The 23,061-nt window shown below is 63.9% G+C and carries 29 protein-coding genes; 5 read left to right on the forward strand and 24 right to left on the reverse strand.

Translation table 11 applies throughout. The features are described from left to right. Nucleotides 1-14: 14 nt before the first annotated feature. From LZA78_RS10610 to LZA78_RS10640, 7 genes are all read right to left on the reverse strand, one after another. On the reverse strand, nt 15-689 hold the full coding sequence (locus tag LZA78_RS10610; RefSeq protein WP_233676909.1) for a DUF1523 family protein: 675 nt from the start codon (nt 687-689) through the stop codon (nt 15-17). A 7-nt stretch (nt 690-696) separates the two neighbouring features. After that, nucleotides 697-975, reverse strand: coding sequence for a hypothetical protein (locus LZA78_RS10615; RefSeq protein ID WP_233676910.1), 279 nt, complete (start codon nt 973-975; stop codon nt 697-699). Next, nucleotides 972-2,363 carry a DUF6638 family protein gene (locus tag LZA78_RS10620; protein ID WP_233676911.1) on the reverse strand — a complete coding sequence of 464 codons (1,392 nt, stop codon included), beginning with the start codon at nt 2,361-2,363 and terminating at the stop codon, nt 972-974. Before LZA78_RS10620 ends, LZA78_RS10615 begins: the two co-directional genes overlap by 4 nt. Before the next feature lie 30 nt (nt 2,364-2,393). Then, entirely contained in the window at nt 2,394-2,699 is a 306-nt protein-coding gene (locus LZA78_RS10625; protein ID WP_233676912.1) for a hypothetical protein, read from the reverse strand. Next, entirely contained in the window at nt 2,696-4,630 is a 1,935-nt protein-coding gene (locus tag LZA78_RS10630) for an AAA family ATPase (RefSeq protein ID WP_233676913.1), read from the reverse strand. The genes LZA78_RS10625 and LZA78_RS10630 overlap by 4 nt, the downstream gene beginning before the upstream one ends. Nucleotides 4,631-4,714: 84 nt before the next feature. Next, entirely contained in the window at nt 4,715-5,836 is a 1,122-nt protein-coding gene (locus tag LZA78_RS10635; protein WP_233676914.1) for a hypothetical protein, read from the reverse strand. Continuing rightward, a complete protein-coding gene (locus tag LZA78_RS10640; RefSeq protein WP_233676915.1) occupies nt 5,837-6,913 on the reverse strand; it encodes a coiled-coil domain-containing protein in 1,077 nt (358 codons plus the stop codon). A 148-nt stretch (nt 6,914-7,061) separates the two neighbouring features. On the opposite strand from LZA78_RS10640, the gene LZA78_RS10645 reads away from it, so the two are divergent. Beyond that, nucleotides 7,062-8,342: an acetylornithine deacetylase/succinyl-diaminopimelate desuccinylase family protein gene (locus tag LZA78_RS10645; protein ID WP_233676916.1), complete on the forward strand. Its 1,281-nt coding sequence runs from the start codon at nt 7,062-7,064 to the stop codon at nt 8,340-8,342. A 55-nt stretch (nt 8,343-8,397) separates the two neighbouring features. Here the strand turns inward: LZA78_RS10645 and LZA78_RS10650 are convergent, their stop codons facing one another. Continuing rightward, a complete protein-coding gene (locus LZA78_RS10650) occupies nt 8,398-9,384 on the reverse strand; it encodes an adenosine kinase (RefSeq protein ID WP_233676917.1) in 987 nt (328 codons plus the stop codon). Continuing rightward, nucleotides 9,381-10,025: an endonuclease III gene (gene nth, locus LZA78_RS10655; protein WP_233676918.1), complete on the reverse strand. Its 645-nt coding sequence runs from the start codon at nt 10,023-10,025 to the stop codon at nt 9,381-9,383. Before nth ends, LZA78_RS10650 begins: the two co-directional genes overlap by 4 nt. Nucleotides 10,026-10,138: 113 nt before the next feature. Between nth and LZA78_RS10660 the strand changes: the two genes are divergently transcribed. The 3 genes from LZA78_RS10660 to LZA78_RS10670 all read left to right on the forward strand — a co-directional run bounded on the left by LZA78_RS10660 (nt 10,139) and on the right by LZA78_RS10670 (nt 12,649). Next, the gene (locus tag LZA78_RS10660) at nt 10,139-11,011 is read left to right on the forward strand and encodes a methylated-DNA--[protein]-cysteine S-methyltransferase (protein ID WP_233676919.1); all 873 of its coding nucleotides are present in this window, start codon (nt 10,139-10,141) and stop codon (nt 11,009-11,011) included. 104 nt (nt 11,012-11,115) lie between these two features. After that, nucleotides 11,116-11,769 carry a YiaD family glycine zipper/OmpA-like lipoprotein gene (locus LZA78_RS10665; protein ID WP_233676920.1) on the forward strand — a complete coding sequence of 218 codons (654 nt, stop codon included), beginning with the start codon at nt 11,116-11,118 and terminating at the stop codon, nt 11,767-11,769. Between the two features lie 109 nt (nt 11,770-11,878). Next, a complete protein-coding gene (locus tag LZA78_RS10670) occupies nt 11,879-12,649 on the forward strand; it encodes a FadR/GntR family transcriptional regulator (protein ID WP_233676921.1) in 771 nt (256 codons plus the stop codon). Between the two features lie 46 nt (nt 12,650-12,695). Here the strand turns inward: LZA78_RS10670 and LZA78_RS10675 are convergent, their stop codons facing one another. From LZA78_RS10675 to LZA78_RS10695, 5 genes are all read right to left on the reverse strand, one after another. Beyond that, the gene (locus LZA78_RS10675; RefSeq protein ID WP_233676922.1) at nt 12,696-13,250 is read right to left on the reverse strand and encodes a F0F1 ATP synthase subunit B; all 555 of its coding nucleotides are present in this window, start codon (nt 13,248-13,250) and stop codon (nt 12,696-12,698) included. 4 nt (nt 13,251-13,254) lie between these two features. Next, nucleotides 13,255-13,827, reverse strand: a complete 573-nt coding sequence (locus LZA78_RS10680; protein ID WP_438811069.1) for a F0F1 ATP synthase subunit B' — start codon at nt 13,825-13,827, stop codon at nt 13,255-13,257. Between the two features lie 75 nt (nt 13,828-13,902). Further along, nucleotides 13,903-14,139, reverse strand: a complete 237-nt coding sequence (locus LZA78_RS10685; RefSeq protein ID WP_009157477.1) for a F0F1 ATP synthase subunit C — start codon at nt 14,137-14,139, stop codon at nt 13,903-13,905. 55 nt (nt 14,140-14,194) lie between these two features. Next, a complete protein-coding gene (locus tag LZA78_RS10690) occupies nt 14,195-14,935 on the reverse strand; it encodes a F0F1 ATP synthase subunit A (RefSeq protein ID WP_233676998.1) in 741 nt (246 codons plus the stop codon). Between the two features lie 29 nt (nt 14,936-14,964). Continuing rightward, nucleotides 14,965-15,306: an AtpZ/AtpI family protein gene (locus LZA78_RS10695; RefSeq protein ID WP_233676923.1), complete on the reverse strand. Its 342-nt coding sequence runs from the start codon at nt 15,304-15,306 to the stop codon at nt 14,965-14,967. A 215-nt stretch (nt 15,307-15,521) separates the two neighbouring features. Between LZA78_RS10695 and LZA78_RS10700 the strand changes: the two genes are divergently transcribed. After that, nucleotides 15,522-15,869 (forward strand): ArsR/SmtB family transcription factor, encoded by a 348-nt coding sequence (locus LZA78_RS10700; RefSeq protein WP_233676924.1) that lies wholly within the window; start codon nt 15,522-15,524, stop codon nt 15,867-15,869. Between the two features lie 77 nt (nt 15,870-15,946). On the opposite strand, the gene LZA78_RS10705 is transcribed toward LZA78_RS10700, so the two are convergent. The 10 genes from LZA78_RS10705 to LZA78_RS10750 form a co-directional block, all read right to left on the reverse strand. Further along, a complete protein-coding gene (locus LZA78_RS10705) occupies nt 15,947-16,807 on the reverse strand; it encodes an urea carboxylase-associated family protein (RefSeq protein WP_233676925.1) in 861 nt (286 codons plus the stop codon). A 93-nt stretch (nt 16,808-16,900) separates the two neighbouring features. Beyond that, on the reverse strand, nt 16,901-17,077 hold the full coding sequence (locus LZA78_RS10710; RefSeq protein WP_233676926.1) for a hypothetical protein: 177 nt from the start codon (nt 17,075-17,077) through the stop codon (nt 16,901-16,903). A 181-nt stretch (nt 17,078-17,258) separates the two neighbouring features. Then, nucleotides 17,259-18,035: a succinate dehydrogenase iron-sulfur subunit gene (locus LZA78_RS10715; RefSeq protein ID WP_233676927.1), complete on the reverse strand. Its 777-nt coding sequence runs from the start codon at nt 18,033-18,035 to the stop codon at nt 17,259-17,261. 18 nt (nt 18,036-18,053) lie between these two features. Beyond that, a complete protein-coding gene (locus LZA78_RS10720; protein ID WP_233676928.1) occupies nt 18,054-18,335 on the reverse strand; it encodes a hypothetical protein in 282 nt (93 codons plus the stop codon). Further along, nucleotides 18,335-20,140, reverse strand: coding sequence for a succinate dehydrogenase flavoprotein subunit (gene sdhA, locus LZA78_RS10725; protein WP_233676929.1), 1,806 nt, complete (start codon nt 20,138-20,140; stop codon nt 18,335-18,337). Before sdhA ends, LZA78_RS10720 begins: the two co-directional genes overlap by 1 nt. Nucleotides 20,141-20,155: 15 nt before the next feature. Beyond that, nucleotides 20,156-20,554 carry a succinate dehydrogenase, hydrophobic membrane anchor protein gene (sdhD, locus tag LZA78_RS10730; RefSeq protein WP_233676930.1) on the reverse strand — a complete coding sequence of 133 codons (399 nt, stop codon included), beginning with the start codon at nt 20,552-20,554 and terminating at the stop codon, nt 20,156-20,158. Nucleotides 20,555-20,565: 11 nt separating this feature from the next. Beyond that, on the reverse strand, nt 20,566-20,949 hold the full coding sequence (gene sdhC / locus LZA78_RS10735) for a succinate dehydrogenase, cytochrome b556 subunit (protein ID WP_233676931.1): 384 nt from the start codon (nt 20,947-20,949) through the stop codon (nt 20,566-20,568). Between the two features lie 320 nt (nt 20,950-21,269). After that, nucleotides 21,270-22,304, reverse strand: coding sequence for a MaoC family dehydratase (locus tag LZA78_RS10740; RefSeq protein ID WP_233676932.1), 1,035 nt, complete (start codon nt 22,302-22,304; stop codon nt 21,270-21,272). After that, on the reverse strand, nt 22,304-22,507 hold the full coding sequence (locus tag LZA78_RS10745; RefSeq protein WP_233676933.1) for a DUF1737 domain-containing protein: 204 nt from the start codon (nt 22,505-22,507) through the stop codon (nt 22,304-22,306). The genes LZA78_RS10740 and LZA78_RS10745 overlap by 1 nt, the downstream gene beginning before the upstream one ends. 4 nt (nt 22,508-22,511) lie before the next feature. Next, nucleotides 22,512-23,057 carry an NnrU family protein gene (locus LZA78_RS10750; RefSeq protein WP_233676934.1) on the reverse strand — a complete coding sequence of 182 codons (546 nt, stop codon included), beginning with the start codon at nt 23,055-23,057 and terminating at the stop codon, nt 22,512-22,514. Between the last annotated feature and the right edge of the window lie 4 nt (nt 23,058-23,061).

Consider the following 23,061-nt stretch of genomic DNA (forward strand, 5'->3'; position numbering starts at 1 on the left):
CCGCGCCGCCCATCTCATTTCCGGGGTTTGCCCGACCAGGTTCCAAGCCAATCCATGAACCGGCCCCAGACGCCTCGCGCGCGGTCGCCTGCGGCGTCGGCACGTTCCTCGACCTCGTCCCAGGCCTCGCCCACATCCTCGACCAGCGGGTCGATCGAGCGTTCGCGGAACTGCCTCCAGATCGCGCGGATCGTCAGGATGACGATCAGCAAGAACCCGAGCAGGAAGATGTTGACCCAGGGGATGATCCGCACATCAGGACCAGCTACCGGCTTGATCCCCACCGCATTGGGGAAGATCGACAGTAACTGGTTGCGCCAGCCGTAATGCGTGACCACGGCCCATTTCGGGTTCTCGGGGGAGGATTTCAGATCGTCCGCCTCGGTTTGAAGGCTGGCGGTGTCGAACTTGAAATAGGGCGGCCAGTTCCAGCCGGTATCCTCGTTGCGATAGACCATCGGCTTGCCATTCGCGAGGATGGTCGAGATGAACTGCACATCGCGATTGGTCAGCGTACCGGATTGATCGTCCGGGTCGGACCAGAAGATCCGCGTCCAGTCGCCCAGATCCTGCCGCTCCTGATAGGTATTCACCACGCGCACGATATCGTGCTGCGGGAAGGTGTAGTGCAGAAAGCCCCCGACGATCAGCGCCAGAAGCGCCCAGAATGTCCATTTGACGTATTTCATCACGGCCTCACGCGTAATTCACCAGATAGATCAGCAAGCCCACGACCACCGCGGGCAGCACCAGCACCAGCCAGATCAGCTTGCGCCGCAGGCTGTGCTCATAATCCGCCATCCCCTCTTCGATGAAGAGATCGCGGCCTTCGGGCGTGCCCCCCTCGGGCGGGTCCGCATCCCATTCCTTTTCCAGCGCCTCGCGGCGCAGCGAGCGCGAATAGATCAGCAGCACCCAATAGGCCACTGCAGCACCGACCGCCCCGAAAATCGCGAGCCTCAGAAAACCGATCATCGCCGACCTCGCAACACAGCGCCCCAGGGTCCGACCAGATCGACCGCGTCACGCGGGCTTGGCGCCTTGGGCGGCGCAGGCACCCGATCCCAGGGGCCGGGCGCAGGGGCGTCCTCCATCCCCGGCTCGCCCCCGAACAGGGCCTGACGGGCACCTGCCTTGTCGATCTGATACTCCCTTTCCAGGAAATCCGCCACATAGGCCTTCTTGGCCTCGGGCCAGGTCGCATAGAGGCGGTAGAACAGCTCCTTGTGGCAGATGAACATCTGCCGCACGTCGAGCGGGCAAAGCTCGGCCAGCAGCATGTTGACCAGATCGCGCAGCGGCCCCTGAGCGGCCCGCAGCGTGTAGAAATAGGCCGGGTGGCGGCTGTCGATCCGGGGCCAGGGGCCGCCCGCCTCCAGCCAGCGCAGGATGGCGGCGAGGGCCTGGAACTCCTCGGGCAGAGTAGCGCCCAGATGCTGCGCAATCGCGCGCAATTCACGGCGCGAGCCACTGCCGGCATCGAGCCCAAGGTGGCTTGCGGCCTCGACCAGAATGAAGTCCATCTTCTGGCGCAGGATCGCCCCCGCATCCGCCCCGCGCGCCCGAACGATCGGCTCGACCAGCCCGTTAATCTCAAGGAACTTCGCGATCTCGTTGCGCTGCTCATGCGCGAAGACATAGTCGATGGGCAGCGCCCCAAGCGCGATCCGGTCGCCCATCGCAATCGCCGCCGGATGCGGAACCGAGCGGAAGAGATAAAGCCCGCCGAAATGCGCCGTCCAGAAATCGGGCGTCTCGAAGCTGGTGGCGCGCAGGGCGACCGGATTGCGGGTGACATCGCCGGTCCGTTCGGCCAGCCCGATCATTTCAGAGATCAGCGCGTCGTCATGCCAGCCCTCGGGCTCCGCCCGGAACCGCGCGATCAGGCCCGAGAGCTTTTCGGATTCAGCCACATGATTGCCCGTCGTATCCGCCACCACGGTAATGCGCTGGATATCGAACAGCCGCACGGCCGAGCCGAGTTCATAGACCGTGTCCTCCAGCTCGCCCACCACCGCATCGCGGGCGGTCAGGCTGAACAGCTGCGCCTCGTTCTCTTCGATGAACTGCCGCAGGATAGAGCGCGACATCGAGAACTTGGCGTTTAGAAGCGGGGCCGATTTCTGCTCGGTCGAGAGCAGGATGAATTGCCGGTTGCAACCGTTCGGGTTGAGGTAGAGATGATCGCCGAATTCATCGCCAATCTCGGGCGAGTAGCCCGACAGGTCGATGTGAAACTCGGTCAGGGTGGTTTCCTTGCGCGCAAGCTGGCGCAGGCCGCGGTTATACCGCTCGACCAGCGCCGGGCTGTCCACCCGCACCAGATTGCCGAACATCAGCCCCTTTTCGATCAGACGCTTCATCAACGCCCCCGATAGCTACTCAACATTCCATCACGCGCCGCGACCGACCCAGATACCGCGGCCGATTTTCGAGAGGACCGCAAAGACCACGACCGGCACGAAGCTCAGCACATACATGCCCGCGAATACCTGGCGCGGCGTGTTACCGCCTTGGCATTGCCCCGCGCCAAAGAACTCGGTCACGAAGCCCAAGCCGCAATTCACCGCGGTTCCGTAGAAGGCCGGAACCAGCATCCCCAGCGGCAGGATGGCCAGCATCTTGCCCCAGGGGTTGTTCGACAGCCAAAAGCCCATGGCGAGGCAGATGATCAGCCCGAAGGCCAGAAACTGGGTCATTCGCGTTCCTCCAAATAGCGCCGCTTGGCTTCCGCGGCGCGCCTCATGTCGCGCACCATGCCTTCGATCGCTGCCTCGTCCGACTTGTCCGCATAGCGGAACTCGCTGTCGGCATAGCGGTTGATTTCCTGAATGACCATCTCGGCGGTGATCGGGCGGCGCAGATCGCCAATCATCACCGCCTTCTCCTCGTAGCTCTTGAAGAGGAAGAGGTCGGGATTTTCCATCCATTCATCGGGCAGCTCGAAATCCATCGCGCGCACCTTCACCGCATCGGTGATGTTCTTGATCGCACGGCCGGTAAAACGCGGATCGGCCTCTTGGATCGCCTTGAGATAGGCACCCAGCTTCTCAATCGTATCAAGCGCACCCACCCGCGCGCTGACCTCGGCAAAAACCGCATGCAGGCCAACCTCCCGCGGGGCGTTATGGTTTGCGAAGCTTTGCGCAACCGCACGCTTGATCTCTTGCGCGGCAAACAGATCGTGATCGCCCAAGGGGATATCGTGTCGCTTGCCCAAAAGCAGGGCGAGGATGTCGATGTAATCCGCGCGCGTCTGCGGCCCGTCCACCAGGAACCGCGCACCGGCCCGCTGGCGCAGCGCATCGTCCACGTTCTCGGGGTAGTTCGAGAACATCCCGAAGGTGCAATTGCCCCGCACGACCGTGTTGGCGCCCGCAAATGCCTCCATCAGCACGGCGGTGACCTCCTGCTGGCCCGCGCTCGATTGCCGATCGCCCCGCTTGCCCGCGATCTGGTCAATGTCATCGACCGTGCCGAAACCGATCACGGCGGGGTCCATGACGTTCTGGATGAAGGCCTTTGCGTTCTGCCCCGACTTGCCCTGATAGCTGTCGATGTTGTCGATACCGAAGTTCTGGTAGCGGAACGGATAGCCCGCCACCTTGCAGTAATCGTTCAGCAACCCCGCCATCATCTGGATCAGCGTGGTCTTGCCCGTGCCCGGCTTGCCATCCCCCATGAAGGTGAAGATGAAGCCCCCAAGCTCGGCAAAAGGGTTAAGCTTGCGCTCAAAATCATAGGCCATCAGCATCTTGGCCAACCGCATCGCCTGATACTTGGCGATGTGATTTCCCACGACCTCTTCGGGCTTCTTGAACTGCATCACCAGCGAAGAGCCCCGCGCCTTACGCGAGGGCGCGAACCCGGCAATCGGCAGATCGTCCGCCTCGACGCGCCAGGCCGCCCCGGTGAAGACCCCGATCCGGGGCGCATTCTCGCCGCGCAGCCGCACCTTGGCGCTCAGCGCCTCGGCAAATGCCAGAACCGTGGCGATCAGCGCGCCCTCGTCAGCCGCGTGCAAGGCGATGTCCTGGTCCAGTTCCCACAGCGCGCCGTGTAGCGCAAGCGGGGCATTATCGGTCAGCACCTCATCGACCTCGCCGATCTCGACCGACTGCTCCCCGGCTTGCGGCCCCAGCAGGAACCCGGTGGCATTGGCGAAGACCGACAGCACCGCCAAGGCCTCAACCACCAGCAACTCGGTGAATTCCGCCCGCCGTGCCTCGGGCAGACGCCCCTCCAGATTGGCCTTCTTCAACTCGACAAGGCCACTGGCTTCCGAGACCGCCTCACCCACGGCAATCGCAATCGCCAGCCCCCGGCGCAACGCCTGCAAGACCGCAGCCTGCGCGGGCGTCGGCAGATCGTCCCCGCCCACCGCCTGCACCCGCTCGGCCAAGCGCACCCCCTCGGCCCGCACAGTCGCGCGCGTCACCAGCCCCGGCGTGGTCGAACGAAACCGCCGTCCTGTCCCCGTCACGCCGGGCGAGCGCTCAACCGGCGCCACCTCCCGCGCCTGTGCCAGACGCGGCGCATGATCGAGGCCCGCGAGCAGCGCCGAGGCCGCGCCGTAATGCGCCCGGATCGCCTCTTCCCGAAGCTCCATCTCATCGCGCATCCCGCTCATCCCACACTATCCTTTCAACGTGGCCGAAATATCCCGGGGGTGAGGGCCCATAGGCCCGAGGGGGCAGCGCCCCCTTCCCCGGCCTCAGCCGTAAACCATTACCCGGTCGCCCGCGCCGACTACGAACTTGCGCACGTCCCGGAACCCCGGCGGGTCTTTCTCAGCCAGCACCTGGAACGGCCGCTGCGGCAAGATCAACGCACGGCGCAACCGCGTCGCCCCGTGATCCTCACCCACCCCGGAAAACGGATCGAGCCGGAATACCTGCCGCTCGGTCTCGCTGAACCAGCCCTTCTCGATCTCGACGCGCTCGGCCTCCAGCTCCTCAATGGCCCAGGCAAGCGCCCAGTCCTCGCCTGCGGGCGCGCGAGCATCCTCCAGCACCTCGCGGATCGGCCCGCTTTGCAAGGTATAGGCCGAGGAATACATTGGCCCCAGATGCATCCGGCGCAGCCCCTTGGGATGTAAATCAGTGAAATCGGTATCGAACCCCTTGGCGATGGTGATCAGCTTCAACCCGCCGACCGACTGCGCCATCAAATGCGCGCGCACCTGCTCCCACCGGCCGATATCCTTGGGCAGTGAGGTGCGCCCGCTGTCCTCGACATCGAGAATATAGACCACCGGCACATTGAGCTGACTGTCATAGACGGCCCAATGCAGCTTGTAGGCGCGCCGCCCGCGCGGCAGATCGCCCCGCCACTCGGCCACCGGATGCACCTGCGCCCAGAACTGCCCTCCCGCTGCCAGCGCCTCGTAGTAAAGCCGCTGGCTCAGAGCGAATTGCAGATCGGTCGGTACAGCGCGTTCACCCACGATGCGGCGCACCATGCGATCTTTCAGCTCCTCGACGCCTGCCATTCCCGACAGCGCCCCGGCGGCCTGTGCCGCGTCATTGGCCATCGAGACCAGCTCCTGAAAGATCGGAAAGCCGCTCTCGTGCAGGTCAATCGTCAGATGCCGCCGCGCAGGGCCGACAATCCGACCCGCGATCAGGTATTTCAGCGAAAGCGCCCGGAAGGTCGCGGCCACAGCCTCGGCGTAGCCCGCAAGGATGGCCGTGTCCGAGCCCGGCAACTCCCCCTCCATCTGCCGGGCCACGCCCGACATGATCCGGGTGATCCGCTCGAACTTGGCAAAGTAGCGCCGGGCGGCGAATTCGTCGTTCAGGACGTGATGATCGTTGGTCAGCTCGGTCTTGGGCACTTAGCCACCGTAGAGGTTCTTGTCGTGCTTCTCGACAATCGCGGCGAAGCGACGGGCGAACCGCTCATCGGCCTTCGCCTTCTGCTCCAAAACCTTGCGCGCAAAGACCATGTGGCCCTCATGCGCCTCCAGCATCTCGGCCATCTTCGAGTTGGTTGCGGCGCCAATCCCGGCCATGGCAGTCTGCGCCTCCTGATCGGTCTGCACGCCGATCTCGTTGATCCGGTGCGCGATGTCCTGCTGCTGCGCGGTCTTGAGCGATTTCGTCAGCGCATCGTAAAGCACCACGCGCTGCTGCGTGTCGGTCGCCAGCTTGTTGATCAGCACCATCTGCGTCGCGGCCTGGTTGGTCAGGCTGTCCACCCAGGTCTTGCCCTTCTCGATATAGCGCTCGAGCGTCTGCGACTTCGCGAGCTTGACCTGCTCATCCTGCACCATGGCGTTGTAACGCTGATTGAGCGCGGCCAACTCCGTTTCCAGCCGGGTGCGTGCCGCCGCATCCTGCTCGACCGAGATCTTGTTCTCCAACTCGATGATCTTCGGGTCAATCGCCAGAATCTCGGCACGCACGGCCTCCAGATCGGCCACGGTGGTTTCCCGATCCGCCAGCGTCGCCGACAGGTTCGTCTCGACCTTGCCCTTCTGGTCGTTCAGCACCGCCAACTGCCCTTCGAGCAGCTTGACGATCGTGTCGGACTTGGCGATCAGATCCTGCAATTTCGCGTCGATCGAGGCCGCGCGCAAACGCTCGGCCCGCATCGCTTCGGATTTCTGCCGGGCGAACATGCCAACAAAGCTCTCCCACCCGGTCTTGGTGCGCAGTTCCTCGAAATCGCGCGAAAACCCGGCGGTCACATCGTCCAGCCCCATGATCAGCTCGGCAATATTGGCATTCATCGCATCGGCATGGGCCTGCACATCGGACAGCGTCGCGTTCTCGATATCGAGCGAGAATTGCTCCCCCGCATCCGCCTTGGCCTTCGCCGCCTCGATCCGCGAGGTCATCTCGGTAATGCGCGCCTGCGCCTCGGCTACCTGCTTCTGGCTTTGCTCAATCTGCGCGTCGAAACCGGCCATCGCACCCTCCAATGTTAATCACTTTCACAAATCTGGGGAGGCCTTGTCGCAATTTCCAGACCCCGCCACCGAAAGGCTAACGAAAACCGCCGTACCCCGCCACAGCTTTCGGTTGCGCCCCCGCCCGCATCGCCGCTAGCCTTGCGCCATGGACCTGAGCACCCGCATCAAGCTGGAGATAGACTCGCGCCGCGACGAGCTTGTCGCGTTGACGCAAGACCTGATCCGCATTCCCACACTCAACCCGCCCGGCCGGCATTACCGAGAGATCTGCGACTACCTCGCCGAGCGCCTCGCGCGGCAGGGCTTCAAGGTCGAACTGATCCGCGCCCATAACGCGCCGGGCGACAGCGACGCCTACCCGCGCTGGAACCTCCTCGCCCGGCGTGAGGGCGCGGCACCGGGCGATTGTGTGCATTTCAACTCGCATCACGACGTGGTCGAGGTTGGCCACGGCTGGACCCGCGATCCCTTCGGTGGCGAGGTCGAGGGCGACCGAGTCTACGGCCGCGGCGCTTGCGACATGAAGGGGGGCCTCGCCGCCTCGGTCATCGCCGCCGAGGCGTTCATCGCCGCCTGCCCCGACTATCGCGGCGCCATCGAGATCTCCGCCACCGCAGATGAGGAATCGGGCGGCTACGGCGGCGTGGCCTACCTGGCCGCGCAAGGCTACTTCGCCCCCGAGCGCGTCCAGCACGTCATCATCCCCGAACCGCTGCACAAGGATCAGATCTGCCTCGGCCATCGCGGCGTCTGGTGGGCCGAGATCGAGACGCACGGACGCATCGCCCATGGTTCGATGCCCTTCCTCGGCGACAGCGCGATCCGGCATATGAGCGCGGTTCTGGCCGAAATGGAAGAAACGCTCTACCCGCTGCTCGCTTCCAAACGCACCGAGATGCCGGTGATCCCCGAAGGCGCGCGCCAATCCACGCTCAACGTCAACGCCATTCACGGCGGCGCGCCCGAACAAGCCCCCGACTTCACCGGCCTGCCCGCTCCATGCGTGGCCGACCGCTGCCGCATCGTCATCGACCGCCGCTTCCTGATCGAGGAGCAGATCGACGAGGTGAAATCCGAGATCACTGCGATGATGGAGCGCATCCGTGCAAGCCGCCCCGGCTTCAGCTACGAGATCCGCGACCTCTTCGAAGTGCAGCCCACGATGACCGACCGCGATGCCCCGGTCGTGCGCTCGACCGCCGCCGCGATCGAGGCGGTTCTGGGCCGCGAGGCCGCCTATGTCGTCAGCCCCGGCACCTATGACCAGAAGCATATCGACCGCATCGGCCGACTGAAAAACTGCATCGCCTATGGCCCAGGCCTGCTCGAACTTGCGCACCAACCCGACGAATGGGTCGGAATCACCGATATGTCGGATGCGGCCAAGGTCATGGCGCTGGTTCTTGCCGAACTCCTCGCGGCCTGATCCATTCTTCTTGGCCCAAATACCTCGGGGGTGAGGGGGCAGCGCCCCCTCGTCTTCAGATCAGACCCTGCGCGCGGAACAGCGCCTTGATGTCGCTCTCGGGCCGCGCGCCGAAATGGCTGATCACCTCGGCCGCCGCGATGCAGCCCATCCGCCCGGCGGTTTCAAGGCTCTGCCCGGTCGCGTAACCGTAAAGGAACCCGGCCGCGAACTGATCGCCCGCCCCGGTCGTATCCACCGGCACCACGCGATGCACCGGCACCTCGACCCGCTCATCCCCGCGCAGGATCAACACATCTGCGCCCGAGCGCGTGCAGACCACCAGCCCGCATTCCGAGGCCGCCTGCGTCAGCGCGCCCTCCAGATCGGTCTGATAGAGCGAGGCCCATTCGTGTTCGTTCCCGATCACGTAATCCATCTGCTCGCGCACAAGACGGCGGAAATCGGCGCGGTGCCGATCGACGCAGAACGGGTCCGACAGGGAAATCCCGGCCTTGCCGCCGCCACGGTGGCACCCCTGCGCGGCTTTCAGGAATGCGGCCTTGCCGTGATCCTTGTCGAACAGATAGCCCTCAAGGAACAGAAGCTCGGTATTCTCGACCACCTCAAGCGACACATCCTCGGTCGAGACCTCGGCCGAAATCCCCAGATAGGTATTCATCGAGCGCTCGCCATCCGGCGTCACGAAGATCATCGAGCGCGAGGTAGGCAGATCGGCCTTGGGCACGGGGCGGTTCGGGAAATCCGTCCCCTCGCCATTCAGCGCAACCTCGTAGAACCGACCAAGCGCGTCATCGCGCACGCGCCCGATATAGGCCGCGCTCAGTCCCAGGTTCCCCAGCCCCGCAATCGTATTGCCGACCGAGCCGCCGGGCGCCTGCGTGCGATCCTTCATCGCGGCATAAAGCGTTTCGGCGCGCTCGCGCTCGATCAGCTGCATGATGCCCTTCTCGATCCCCATCATCTCGAGAAAGCTGTCGTCGCATTGCGCGATCACGTCCACGATGGCGTTGCCGATTCCGACAACCTGATACTGTTTCACAGGGTCTTCTCCTCGAACTGGCACAGGTCACGGATGTGACAGGCACCGCATTTTGGCTTGCGTGCGACGCAGATATACCGGCCGTGCAGGATCAGCCAGTGATGCGCTTGGCGCTGGTATTCGACGGGCACGTTATCCTCGATGGCACGCTCGACCACATCGACATCCTTGCCCGGACAGATGCCGGTGCGGTTGCCGACGCGAAAGATATGCGTGTCGACTGCCTGCGCCGGATGCCCCCACCACATGTTCAGCACCACATTCGCGGTCTTGCGCCCGACACCCGGCAGGCTCATCAGCGCGGCGCGCGACGAGGGCACCTGACCATCGAACCGCTCCACCAGGATCCGGCTCAGCTTGATGACGTTCTTGGCCTTCTGCCGAAAGAGGCCGATAGTCTTGATATGCTCGGTCAGGCCTTCCTCGCCAAGCGCCAGCATCTTTTCGGGCGTATCGGCAATGGGCCACAGCGCGCGGGTGGCCTTGTTCACGCCCGCATCGGTGGCCTGCGCCGAAAGCGCCACGGCGACCAGAAGGGTGAAGGCGTTGGTGTGCTCAAGCTCCCCTTTCGGGTGGGGCTCACCCGCCTCGAACCGGCGGAACACCTCTTGCATATCTTTATATTCAAGCTGTCTGACCATGGCCCTGCTATGCCCGCCCCGACCGCATCGGGCAAGAGGCGGCACACGCGAAACCGCAGCTTTCGGGTCGCAAGGCTGCCACGCGCGGCCTAGAATGTCTGCAAGGAGGCACCATGACCCACGTCCAACCCACTGAGCAAGGCTACCACTACCGCGTCATCGCCCGCGCGCTTGAGGCCATCGACAGCGCACAGGCAGCGGGCGAGCCCCTGCCGCTGGCCGCCCTCGCAGCACGGCTGGGGATGAGCGAGGCGCATTTCCAGCGCCTCTTCTCGGCTTGGGTTGGCGTCTCGCCCAAACGCTATCAGCAATATCTCAGCCTCTCGCTCGCGCGCGAGATGCTGGCCCGCCGACTGCCCCTCGATCAGGTCGCCGAGGGCGCGGGCCTGTCGGGCACCGGGCGACTGCACGACCTGATCCTGCGGTGGGAGGCGATGACACCGGGCGAATTCGCGAACGGTGCGGCGGGCCTGACGATCCGGTGGGGGCGCTTCGCCTCACCCTTCGGCGAAGCCATCGCCATGGCGACCGAGCGCGGCCTTTGCGGCATGGCTTTCACCGCCGAGATGGGTTTTGACGCGGCCTTCGCCGATCTGGTCCAACGCTGGCCCGGCGCCGAATTGCGCGAAGACCCCGAGGCGATCCGTCCCTGGGTCGAGGCGGCGCTTTCGGGCCACGGTAACGCGCCCCTGACGCTGATCGGCGCGCCCTTCCAGATCAAGGTATGGGAGGCATTGCTGTCGATCCCCTCGGGACAGGTAACCACCTATTCCGACATTGCCGAGGCGATCGGCTCCCCCCGTGCAGTGCGCGCCGTGGGCACGGCGGTCGGACGCAATCCGATCTCGTTCCTGATCCCGTGCCACCGGGCTTTGCGCAAATCCGGCGCGCTCGGCGGCTATCATTGGGGCCTGCCCGTCAAGCGCGCCATGCTGGCCTGGGAGGCCGCGCGCGCCGAATCCGGGGAAGCCCTCGCCCAGATGTGATGCGCGAAATGCCGCCGCTCGCGCAGATATTATCAAACAAACCTCCGCGCTTCGCGTAATAAGGCAGGGAAGCCCCCGCGCGGGGCCAAGACGAAGGCAGTTACATGAAAAAGTCACCCCTCCTGCTTCTCGGTGTTACCGGCATCGCGGCCCTCAGCGCCTGCACCCCGACCGATGGCACCTATAACCCCAACCAGAACCGCAACACGGGCGCGGTGACCGGCGCCCTGATCGGCGGCGTTCTGGGCGCAACGGCCGACGGTGACGAGCGTCTGACCAAGGCGCTCGCGGGCGCGGCCGTTGGCGGCATGATCGGCGGCGTGATCGGCAACCAGCTTGACAAGCAGGCGCAAGAGCTGCGCCGCGACCTCGACACCAACGGCGTCTCGGTCGTCAACACCGGCTCGGAGCTGGTGGTTACCATGCCGCAGGACGTGCTCTTTGCCGTCGACAGCTCGGCCGTACGCCCCGATCTGCAGCGCGACCTCTACACGCTCGCCGGCAGCCTGAACCGCTACCCCGACACCACCGTCGAAGTTATCGGCCACACCGACAATACGGGCGATGCGCGCTACAACCAGCGCCTGTCGCAGGATCGCGCCAACTCGGTCGCGAATATCCTGATCGGCGCCGGCGTGCCGCGCTACCGCGTCGTGGCCTATGGCCGTGGCGAGGATCAGCCCATCGCCTCGAACCTGACCCCCGAGGGCCGTTCCCAGAACCGCCGGGTCGAGTTCATCATCCGCCCGAACCAGTAATCGGCGGACAGATCCAATGAAGGCCGGGCATTGCCCGGCCTTTTTATTTTACCGATTTTCATTGCCCACCCCGCGAACTGGTCATACATTTTGACCACAGGGGGAGAAAATGCCATTTCAGAAAATCGAGTCCGAAAAGCTGGCCTCTGCCGTCGTGCGGCAGATCGAGGGCCTGATCTTGCAGGGTATCTTGCGCCCCGGCGAGCGCCTGCCATCCGAGCGCGAACTGTCCGAGCGGCTGGACGTCTCGCGACCGTCGCTACGCGAAGCGGTGGCGGAATTGCAGGAGGTGGGCCTGCTGACCACGCGCGCCGGATCGGGGATCTTCGTGGCTGATGTCTTGGGCTCGGCCTTCTCGCCCGCGCTGATCCGGCTCTTTGCCCAGAACGATCAGGCGGTGTTCGACTACCTCTCCTTCCGCAAGGATATCGAGGGCATGGCCGCCGAGCGCGCCGCGCGCCTTGGCTCGGACACCGATCTTGAGGTGATCGACACGCTGTTCCGGCGCATGGAGGCGGTGCATTCCAAGCGCAACCCCGCTGATGAGGCCGCGCTCGACGCGCAGTTCCACATGGCGATCGTCGAGGCCAGCCACAACGTGATCATGCTGCATATGATGCGCGCGATGTTCGACCTGTTGCAGGAGGGCGTGTTCTACAACCGCCAGGTTATGTTCCGTAATCGCCCGACGCGCGATGCGCTGCTTGAACAGCACCGGGCCATCAATACGGCCATCCAGGCGCGCGACGGCGCGGCCGCGCGGGCGGCGGTGGCCGCCCATATGGAATTCGTCGAGACCGCGCTGCACGATCAGCGCAAGGCCGAACGCCACGAGGCGCTGGCGCAACTTCGCCTACGGCATCAATCCGAAAAGGCATAAAAAAACCCGGCCTCGCGGCCGGGTCTTTCATTCATATGTCTGTCGCTCAGTGCATGCGCGTTTCGACATCGGCGATGGCGGCGTCGATCATGCCAGCCTTCTCCTTCGCCGAAATCTGCTTGGCCATGACCTCGCCCGCTGCAGCAATCGCCACCTGTACGGCACGGTCCTTGACCTCTTTCAGCGCCGAAGCTTCGGCAGAGGCAATCTGATCCTCGGCCGCCTTCAGACGGCGCGCGATCGAGTTGCGAAGATCGGCTTTGGCCTGCTCGGCCGCGGCTTGGGCGTCACGCTTGGCGGCGACCACGATCTCATCAGCCTGCGCCTGAACTTCACGGGCCTTGCGCTCGTAGGTGGCCAGGATCGACTGAGCCTCCTCACGCAGTTCCCGCGCGTCTTCGAGGTCGGCCTTGATACCGGCAGCACGCTTGTCGAGCAGCTTGCCCAGCATCCCCGGAACCTTGGCCTTCAGAACCACGGCAACGAAGATCAGGAAAGCGATCGTGACGACGAAGTCGGTGTTGCGCAGCGAGAAGAACGGACCGGATGCGGCCAGAGCGGGCTGCGCGGCGAGAATGAGGAGGAACGAAAGTTTCTTCATCATCTTACCCCTTCAGCCGTGCGCCGACAGCCTCGGCCAGAGCGGTCGCGTCAGCCTTGCCACCCAGAGCGGACACGATCTCGGCAGCGGTGTCCCGGGCGACGGCTTCCACCGCCTCCAGCGCACCGGCGCGGATTTCGGTGATCCGGGCTTCGGATTCCGCAGCACGCGCCGAGATTTCGGCATCTGCCTTGGCGGTCGCCACATCGAGTTCCTTCTGGATCTCGGCGCGGGCTTCCCCAACGATCTTCTGGGCCTGGGCGCGGGCATCGGCGAGGGCCTTTTCATAGGCTGCCTCGGCGTCCTTGGCCTTCAGCTTGTAGTCTTCCGCAGCCGCGAGATCACCTGCGATGGTTCCCTGACGATCTGCCAGAACCGCAGCGATGCGCGGCAGGGCGATGCGCGACAGCACCCAATAGATCACGACCAGAGTCACCAGAAGCCAGAAGATCTGGTTCCCGAAGGTCGAGAAATCGAGTTGCGGCATGCCAGCGGACTCGGCGGCGTGACCTGCAGCTTCCGCTGCAACGGCACCCGCGTCATGCGCCATGTTGGCCGCTTCGTGTTCGTTAGCCATGTCGTCCCCCTGGACCCTTCAATTACCGGATGGACCCCTTAAAGGTCCATCCGACCGCAAGGATGCGAAAAGGGATCAGACGGCGAACATGAGCAGAAGCGCGACGAGGAACGAGAAGATCCCCAAAGCTTCCGCGAACGCGATGCCGATGAACAGCGTGGCGGTCTGGCCAGCGGCGGCCGACGGGTTACGCAGAGCGCCCGACAGGAAGTTGCCGGCAACGTTGCCCACACCGACAGCAGCCCCACCCATGCCCATGCAGGCCAGGCCAGCGCCGATGTAAGCACCCATTTGAACGATATCGCCTTCCATGTTCGTACTCCTTGAGGTTGGAATTGGCAGAATTGGTATTCGGGGATCCCGGACCTTAGTGGTGCGGATGCAGCGCGTCGCGCAGGTAAACGCAGGTCAGGATCGTGAAGACATAGGCCTGAATGAAGGCCACCAGGATTTCGAGGCCGTACATCGCGGTGATCGCCAGGATCGACAGCGGGGTCACGACGATGCCGATGCCCGACATGAGGATCAGCGGAGCGAAGGCGGCGAACACTTTGATAACGGCGTGGCCGGCCATCATGTTACCCGCAAGACGGATGGAGTGGCTGACCGGACGCACGAAGTAAGAGATCACCTCGATCAGCGCCAGCACCGGGCGCAGCGCCAGCGGCGCCGAGCTGACCCAGAACAGGCTCAGGAACGAAGCGCCGTTCTTCACGAAGCCCACAACGGTCACGGTCACGAAGACCAGAACCGCAAGCACGGCCGTCACAGCGATGTGCGACGTGGGGGTGAAGGCCTTGGGCAGCAGCCCGAGGAAGTTCGAGAACACGATGAAGAGGAACAGCGTGAAGATGTAGGGGAAGAACTTCAGACCGTCCTTGCCTGCCACATCCTCGACCATCTTGTGGATGAAGCCGTAGGCAAGCTCGGCGATCGACTGACCGCGCGAGGGCACGATGGCCCGACCGCGGGTGCCCACGACCAGCATCATGATGATGCCGACAACACCCAGCACCATCCACAGCGAGGCGTTGGTGGGGGTGTACCAGTGGACCGGCCCCTCACCGAAGAGAGGCTTCACGATGAACTGATCCATCGGGTGGAACATCAGGCCTTCGCCGCTAGCTTCCGACACGTTTATCTTCCCTCTTCATCGGCCGCATTCGCAGCCGGGCGTTCCTTGTTCATCTCTTCGGCGGTTCGCAGCATCACCCGCACCCCCGCCACGAGTCCAAGGATCGTAAACAGCAACATCATCCAGGGCTGCGTGCCGATCAGCACATCTAGCCCGTATCCGATGCCGAAGCCGATCCCCAGCCCCGAAACCATTTCGATCACCATACGCCAGGCAAGGTTCGCCTGTTCGGCTTTGGTATCGACCCGCGGCTTGGGTGCCCGCGCCGCTTTCGCCTCTGCCAGCCGTTTCTCCAGCGCCATCAGGCGGTCGGGATCAGGCTCGTCAGAGGGACGATCGGACATGGGCGGCCCCCGCGTAAACTCTCGTGCTTGATAGACGTCACACCCGCGTGAGTCAACGCCGTTAGCGCCAGCGCAAAAGACAGGCAACACATTGATATTATTTGACTTTATAAGTTGCGCCCTCGCGCACAGTTCCGCCGCCGACCAAATCCGGTCGAAAATGCACATTCAACCGATTGGTTGACGTTTTTTCAGGCCTGCCGCATGACTTGTGCATGACCAGCGCCGCCGCCTCCCCGCTCGATGCCATTTTCGCCGCCCTCGCGGACCCGACGCGGCGCGCGATCCTCACCATGCTGCTCGAAGACGACATGGCCGTCACCGACGTGGCCGAGCCCTTCTCGATGTCGCTCGCCGCGATCTCCAAGCATCTCTCGATCCTGGCCGAGGCACACCTGATCACCCAGGAAAAGCGCGGCCGCGTGAAATGGTGCAAGCTGGAGCCCCACGCCCTGCGCGATGCAACCACCTGGATTCAAGGTTTCGGTCAGTTCGAACCCGTCGATCTCGACGCGTTCGAGCGCTTCCTCGAAGCCGAACTGGGCAACCCCGAGATACCCTGACCCTTCAATGTGGACCAAATATCCTCGGGGGTGAATTCGGCGCAGCCGAAGAGGGGGCAGACGGCCCCCTGCCCCGCTTACCGCCCATGGCTGCGGTCATATCCGCTCGGCACGGGACTAACCCACCCCACTGGCGGCGCGACCGGTCGGAATACTTCGACCAGCAGCGGGTAGCAGCGCGCCGTGTCCGAGGAATGCTCGGACGAGCAATCCCCGCCCGGGCAGGCCGACAGCGCACCAAGCAGATCGATCTCGGCAAAGAGCTCCAGATAATCCCCCGGGCGCACCGGTGAGGCCTTCATGAAATACTGCCCGGTGTCGCGCGTGAAGCCTGTGCACATGAAGACGTTGAGCACGTCATGCACATGGCGCTCCGCCTCGGACAAGCTCAAGCCGCGCGCATCGGCCAGCGCGCGGGTCAGGTTCGAATGGCAGCAATGGTGATACTGACCGCCGTCCGACAGCAGGCAATGCGTATAGGGATCGCAGCGCGTCCCGATCACGTCATGAACCGAGCCCCCGAAGGCGTCGAAGCCATACCAATCCAGCGTATCCTCAGTGATCGTCGCCATTGGGCGCAGCGTCGGAAAGCTCGACCACAGCCGGTCACCAGTGCTCAGATGCGTGCCATGCAGCGCGCGCGTTTTACCCGAGTAGAACCGCTCGGACAGATCCGCAGACCACAGGTTGAGATCACCCACCTGCGGCCCTTCAACCGAGGAAATGCGGAAGAAATGCCCCGCGGGCACCTCAAAGCAGCCCGCATCGCGTGGCGCGACCGTCACCTCGGCGGTCTTCTCCCACCCTGGCCGCGCGGCGCGATAGGCAGCAAGATCAGGACCGGGCAGCGCATCGACCGGATAGCAGATCACCGGGGCGATGGCGCGGCGCGCCTCGGCTTCGGCGGGCGGAGCATGTTCGGGTTGGACAAGTTTCATGGCGACTCCTTTTGCGCCATCGTGCCTGTCGTTCGGAAAAAGAAAAGCCCCGGAACCGCGGCTCCGGGGCTTTCCGTGTAATTCGTTCAGGGCTCAGGCTGCCGAATAGTAGCCATACATCTGCTCCAGCGGCGTTTCGCGGGGCAGATCGGCACCGGCGGTCACCGGCGTGGCTTCGGGGGTGTAATACGCGTAGGCATCTTCGAGGACCTGCAGGGCTTCCTGGGCGCGGTCACGCTCCGACTTCTTCACGAACTTAAGGACAGTCATCTTGGAACTCCTTGTTGCACGAGTTCCTCCCTGCCGCCGATTTAGGGCCGCTTGACGCGAAAGGAAAGCCCCGATGCCGCAAGCGTGATATGATTTTTCTGCAATGCAGCATTAAAGCCGCAATGCAACAAAAAGGCCCCGGAGACGCTCCGGGGCCCAAATATTGTGTTCAAGCACCAGATCAGACGTGGCGGTTGATCATCATGCGCTTGATCTCAGCGATCGCCTTGGCCGGGTTGAGACCCTTCGGGCAGGTCTTCGCGCAGTTCATGATGGTGTGGCAGCGATAGAGCTTGAACGGGTCTTCAAGGTTGTCCAGACGCTCGCCGGTCGCCTCGTCGCGGCTGTCGATGATCCAGCGGTAGGCATGCAGCAGAGCCGCCGGGCCGAGATACTTGTCGCTGTTCCACCAGTAGCTCGGGCACGAGGTCGAGCACGAGGCGCACATAACACATTCATAAAGACCGTCGAGTTTCTTGCGGTCTTCGATCGACTGACGCCATTCCTTGGCCGGACGGTTCGTCTTGGTCTCAAGCCACGGCATGATCGAGGCGTGCTGCGCGTAGAAGTGGGTCAGGTCCGGGATAAGGTCCTTGACCACCGGCATATGCGGCAGCGGGTAGATCTTGACGTCGCCCTTGATCTCGTCAAGGCCGTAGATACAGGCCAGCGTGTTGATCCCGTCGATGTTCATCGCGCAGGACCCGCAGATCCCTTCACGGCACGAGCGGCGGAAGGTCAGGGTCGGGTCGACCTCGTTCTTGATCTTGATCAGCGCGTCCAGAACCATCGGGCCGCACTTGTCCATGTCGAGGAAATAGGTGTCCACCCGCGGGTTTTCACCGGTGTCCGGGTCCCAGCGATAGATCTGGAACTTGCGGACATTCTTGCCTTCCGGCTTCGGCCAGGTCTTGCCGACGCGGATTTTCGAGTTCTTGGGAAGCGTGAACTGAACCATTTTCGATCCCTTCGTATCCTAGCGGGAATAATACGGCCGCGTCGGGAACTGGCCGGATTTGTTATATACGCAGCGGTTATAGGCGTCGGACGGATCGCCGCCCATCATCGTCGAGACCTGCAGCTTCATGTCGATGTCATAGACCGCGCGGTCCTGGTTGACACCGATCTTGGCCTCGCCGCTGACCGGGCGGAGCATCTCGCGGCACTGGGCCTCGGCCTGATCCACAGGGATCGGTCCGCAGGCCGCGAGCGCAAGCGCCCCCGCGGCCAGAAGCCCATATGCCAGCCCTTGCGCCATCAGAAGGTCCGTGCCTTCGGGGCGATCTTCGCGAGGCTGATGCCGCCTTCGGCTTCGGTGGTCAGCGGGTCGACGATGACCGGACGGTAGGTCAGGTCGACCTGGTTGCCGTCCACGCGCATCACCGAGTGCACACGCCAGTTGGCGTCGTCGCGGGTCGCGTGATCTTCCGAAGCGTGGGCGCCGCGCGATTCCTTGCGGGCCTCGGCACCGACGATGGTCGCCAGCGCGTTCGGCATCAGGTTCGTCAGCTCCAGCGTCTCCATCAGGTCCGAGTTCCAGATCAGCGAACGGTCGGTGACCTTCAGATCCGAAAGCTTGGCGGCGATGGCGGTCATCTTCTCGACGCCTTCGGCCAGGGTCTTGTCGGTGCGGAACACGGCGGCGTCAGCCTGCATGGTCTTCTGCATCTCAAGGCGCAGATCAGCCGTGGCGATACCGCCCTTGGCGTTGCGCAGACCGTCGAAGCGATCGAACGCCTTGTCCACCGACGCCTGGTTAAGCGCGCCATTGCGGGCCTTGGGGTCGACGACCTGACCGGCGCGGATGGCGGCGGCGCGGCCGAAGACCACGAGGTCGATCAGCGAGTTCGAGCCGAGACGGTTAGCACCGTGCACCGAGGCGCAACCGGCCTCGCCCACAGCCATCAGGCCCGGAACGACAGCGGTCGGGTTCGCGGCGGTCGGGTTCAGCACCTCGCCCCAATAGTTGGTCGGGATACCGCCCATGTTGTAGTGCACGGTCGGCAGAACCGGGATCGGCTCTTTGGTCACATCGACACCGGCGAAGATCTTCGCCGATTCCGAGATGCCCGGCAGACGCTCGGCCAGTGCTTCGGCCGGCAGGTGCGACAGGTTCAGGTGGATATGGTCGCCATGCTCGCCCACGCCGCGGCCTTCGCGGATCTCCATGGTCATGCAGCGCGAGACATAGTCGCGCGGCGCCAGATCCTTGTAGTGGGGCGCGTAACGCTCCATGAAGCGCTCGCCCTGGCTGTTGGTCAGGTAACCGCCTTCGCCGCGCGCGCCCTCGGTGATGAGGCAGCCCGAGCCGTAGATGCCGGTCGGGTGGAACTGCACGAATTCCATGTCCTGCAGCGCAAGGCCCGCACGGGCCACCATGCCGCCGCCGTCGCCGGTGCAGGTATGGGCCGAGGTCGCCGAGAAATAGGCGCGGCCGTAACCGCCGGTGGCCAGAACGACCATCTTGGCGTTGAAGACGTGGAAGGTGCCGTCATCGAGCTTCCAGCAGACCACGCCCTGGCACACGCCATCATCCGACATGATCAGGTCGATGGCGAAGTACTCGATGAAGAACTCGGCGTTGTTCTTGAGCGACTGACCGTAGAGCGTGTGCAGGATCGCGTGACCGGTGCGGTCGGCCGCGGCGCAGGTGCGCTGCACGGGCGGGCCGTCGCCGAATTCGGTGGTGTGACCGCCGAACGGACGCTGGTAGATCTTGCCCTCTTCGGTGCGCGAGAACGGCACGCCGTAGTGCTCAAGCTCGTAAACGGCCTTGGGGGCTTCGCGTGCGAGGTATTCCATCGCGTCGGTATCGCCCAGCCAGTCCGAACCCTTGACGGTGTCGAACATGTGCCACTGCCAGCTGTCCGGGCCCATGTTGCCAAGCGAGGCGGCGATGCCGCCCTGTGCCGCAACGGTGTGCGAGCGGGTCGGGAAGACCTTGGTCACGCAGGCCGTGCGCAGGCCCTGTTCCGCCATGCCGAGGGTAGCGCGCAGACCCGCGCCGCCCGCGCCCACGACCACGACGTCATATTCATGCGTCTCGTAAGTGTAAGCTGCCATCTGTCTGGTCCTGTCTCAGTGCATGGCTTCGAAGAGGAAGCCGACCATCGTCAGCTTGGCCAGCGCATAAAGCGCGACGGCGATGACGATGTAGGAAATGGAGGAAGCGAGGATGATCAGCGCCTTGCGGGTCGAGCCCTGGGCGTAGTCCTCGATCATCATCTGCGCGCCCTTGGCGAAGTGGCGCATGCCGACGAATACGGTCAGCGCGGTCAGGATCGCCGGGAAGGGATGCGAGAAGGTGGCGATCACGCCTTCGGCCGGCTGGCCAAGCGCGCGACCGAACACGATGACGAAAACCGGGATCAGGAAGGCCAGCGCGACCGAGGTCACGGTCATGAACCAATGATGCTCGGTCCCGGTGTGCGAAGCGCCTTTGCCCTCGGCGCGCTTGCGGGCGGTCAGGTAACGCATGGGGATGCTCCTCAGACCAGAATGAGTGTGATGATGGTCAGAACGACCGAACCGACGATCATGCCCATGCCGAGCTTCTCTGCCGTCTCGATGTCGAGGCCCTTGCCGGCGTCGAAATACAGGTGACGCAGGCCGGCGAGGTAGTGATACCACAGCGCCCAGGCCGACAGGGTGAAGATCAGGTCGCCAAACCACGAGGTGGCCACGGCATTCGCCAGTTCGAAATATGCAGGGCTCGTCGCCGCCGCGAGCAGCCACCACACCGCCAGCAGGACGCCCACGATGAGCGCGTTGCCGGTGATCCGCGTCAGGATCGAGGTGAAAGACGTCAGCTGCGGGCGGTAGATCTGCAGATGGGGGGAAAGGGGCCGTTCAACCCGTTTCACTTCAGCCATTTTGGGTCCCTCTGTCGCTAGGCCCCGATCTGAGGCGCTGCCTAAAACGGCGGCGCGGTCGGGGTTGGCCGGAATTGCGCTTTCTCAATAACGCAATTTTTGCGCAAGTCACGCAAAGAGAATAGGAGAAATGCCCATTTTGGCGGATTGAATGCGGAAATTTGGCATTTGTGATCACGAATTTTCGGGCCGTGATCACATGTTGCCGCTATCAGGCCCGACGACATCGGCGGGTGAGTCTCCGGGCGATACGGCCCGATAGAAGAACGGCGCCCGCCGATGACGGACGCCGCAAAAGCCCCGAAACACGCGGGCCAAGATCAGATCGGCATCAACGCCCAATAGTCGAGGTCAAGCAGCACCTCGGGGGCGTATTTGCCGTCTTCGCCCTTGTAGGCGAAGGGCGCCGCGCCCTGCTTGGTCGCCACCAGCCGCAGCCGGATCGCGCCGACGCCCGGCGCGCTGGTCTCGGCCTTATCCAGAACCTCGGACCAGGCCTTGACCGTGTCGCCCGCAAAGCACGGGTTGGCATGGGCGCCGCCGTTCAGCGCGACGATCATCTGCGCGTTGGCAAGCCCGTTGAACGACAGCGCGCGCGCCATCGAGATGACGTGACCGCCATAGATCAGCCGCTTGCCATCCTCGCGGAAGGTCGCGTCAAAATGCACCTTGGCGGTGTTCTGCCACAGGCGCGTGGCGATCATGTGTTCGGCCTCTTCGATGGTGACGCCATCGACATGGTCGATCTTTTCGCCCACCTCGTAATCGGCCCAGCGATGCGGCTCGCCCGCCAGTTCGAAATCGTAGTTCGAGAAATCGAGCCCGGTCGGCACCACCAGATCCTTAGGGTCCACGACCTTGGCGAGGTTGGGAACCACCGCCTCGGGCGCGGGCGCCGACAGATCGCCTTTGCGCACCATGACCCAGCGGACATATTCCATGACCTTGTGGTCATACTGGTTGAGACCAGTGGTGCGAACATAGACCACGCCCGACTTGCCGTTCGAGTTCTCCTTGACGCCGATCACCTCGCTTTCCGAGCGCAGCGTGTCGCCCGGATAGACCGGACGCAGCCAGCGCCCCTCGGCATAGCCAAGGTTCGCGACCGCGTTCAGCGAGACATCCGGCACGGTCTTGCCGAAGACGACATGGAAGGCCGCCAGATCGTCTATCGGCGCCGAGGGCAGACCGCTGGCGCGGGCGAACTCATCGCTCGAATAGAGAGCGCCGCGCGCCGGATAGAGCGCATGATACATCGCCCGCTCGCCACCCGAGACGGTGCGCGGCACGGCGTGGCGGATCACCTGCCCGACCTTGTAATCCTCGAAAAAGCGGCCCGGATTGGTCTTAGCCATCATTGTTCTCCCAGTTTGAGGTCGGGGTGATAGTCCCCCGGGACGACCTTGGTGACGGCCTGCGCGCAACGCATCACGCCCTTGCCCGCGTCATAGGCATAGGACGGGTCGCCATGCAGCTCCCAGCCCTTGGACAGGGCCAGCGAGACCTTGTGGCAAAAGGCCGAGGTGTCATCTTCGGTCAGAAGGCGGTAAAGTTTCATCGCATCACCCGAATGCAGGATAGCCAAGGGCGTAATGCACCCCGGCAATGGCGCCATAGACAACCAGCGCGCCAACGGCAGCCATCGCCTCTTTCTTCGCGGGCACGGGCTTGGGCGGGATCCAACCGGGCTTGGCGCGGTTGATCAGCACCATCTCCAGCACCGCCCAGAGGCCGAGGCCACCAAACAGAACGAAGCTTGGCACGTCGCCGTTCACCAGCAGATGCGCCACCGCCCACAGGATCATCGCGCTCAGCATCGGGTGGCGCATCTTGCGCGCCACGGCAGTCTGCATCCCCGCCGCAGCGAAGAGATAGATCGAGGCCAGCATCAGCAGGTTGTTGATCCCCACCAGCGGCGCCGTGCGCCCCCAGAAGAACGCCCCGTCGGCCGAGCGATAGCCCACCACCATCAGCAGCACGCCCACCAGAACCAGCCCCGCGACCATCGGGCGCTCGGCCCCTTTGAGGTTGCGGTGAAAGCCGGGAACAATGCGTTTTGCCAGATGCGGCAGCGCCCACAGCAGGACGCCAAGGATCAGGATAGCCATGATT

The organism is Rhodobacter flavimaris, assembly GCF_021378075.1.
Classification (GTDB): Bacteria; Pseudomonadota; Alphaproteobacteria; order Rhodobacterales; family Rhodobacteraceae; genus Rhodobacter; species Rhodobacter flavimaris.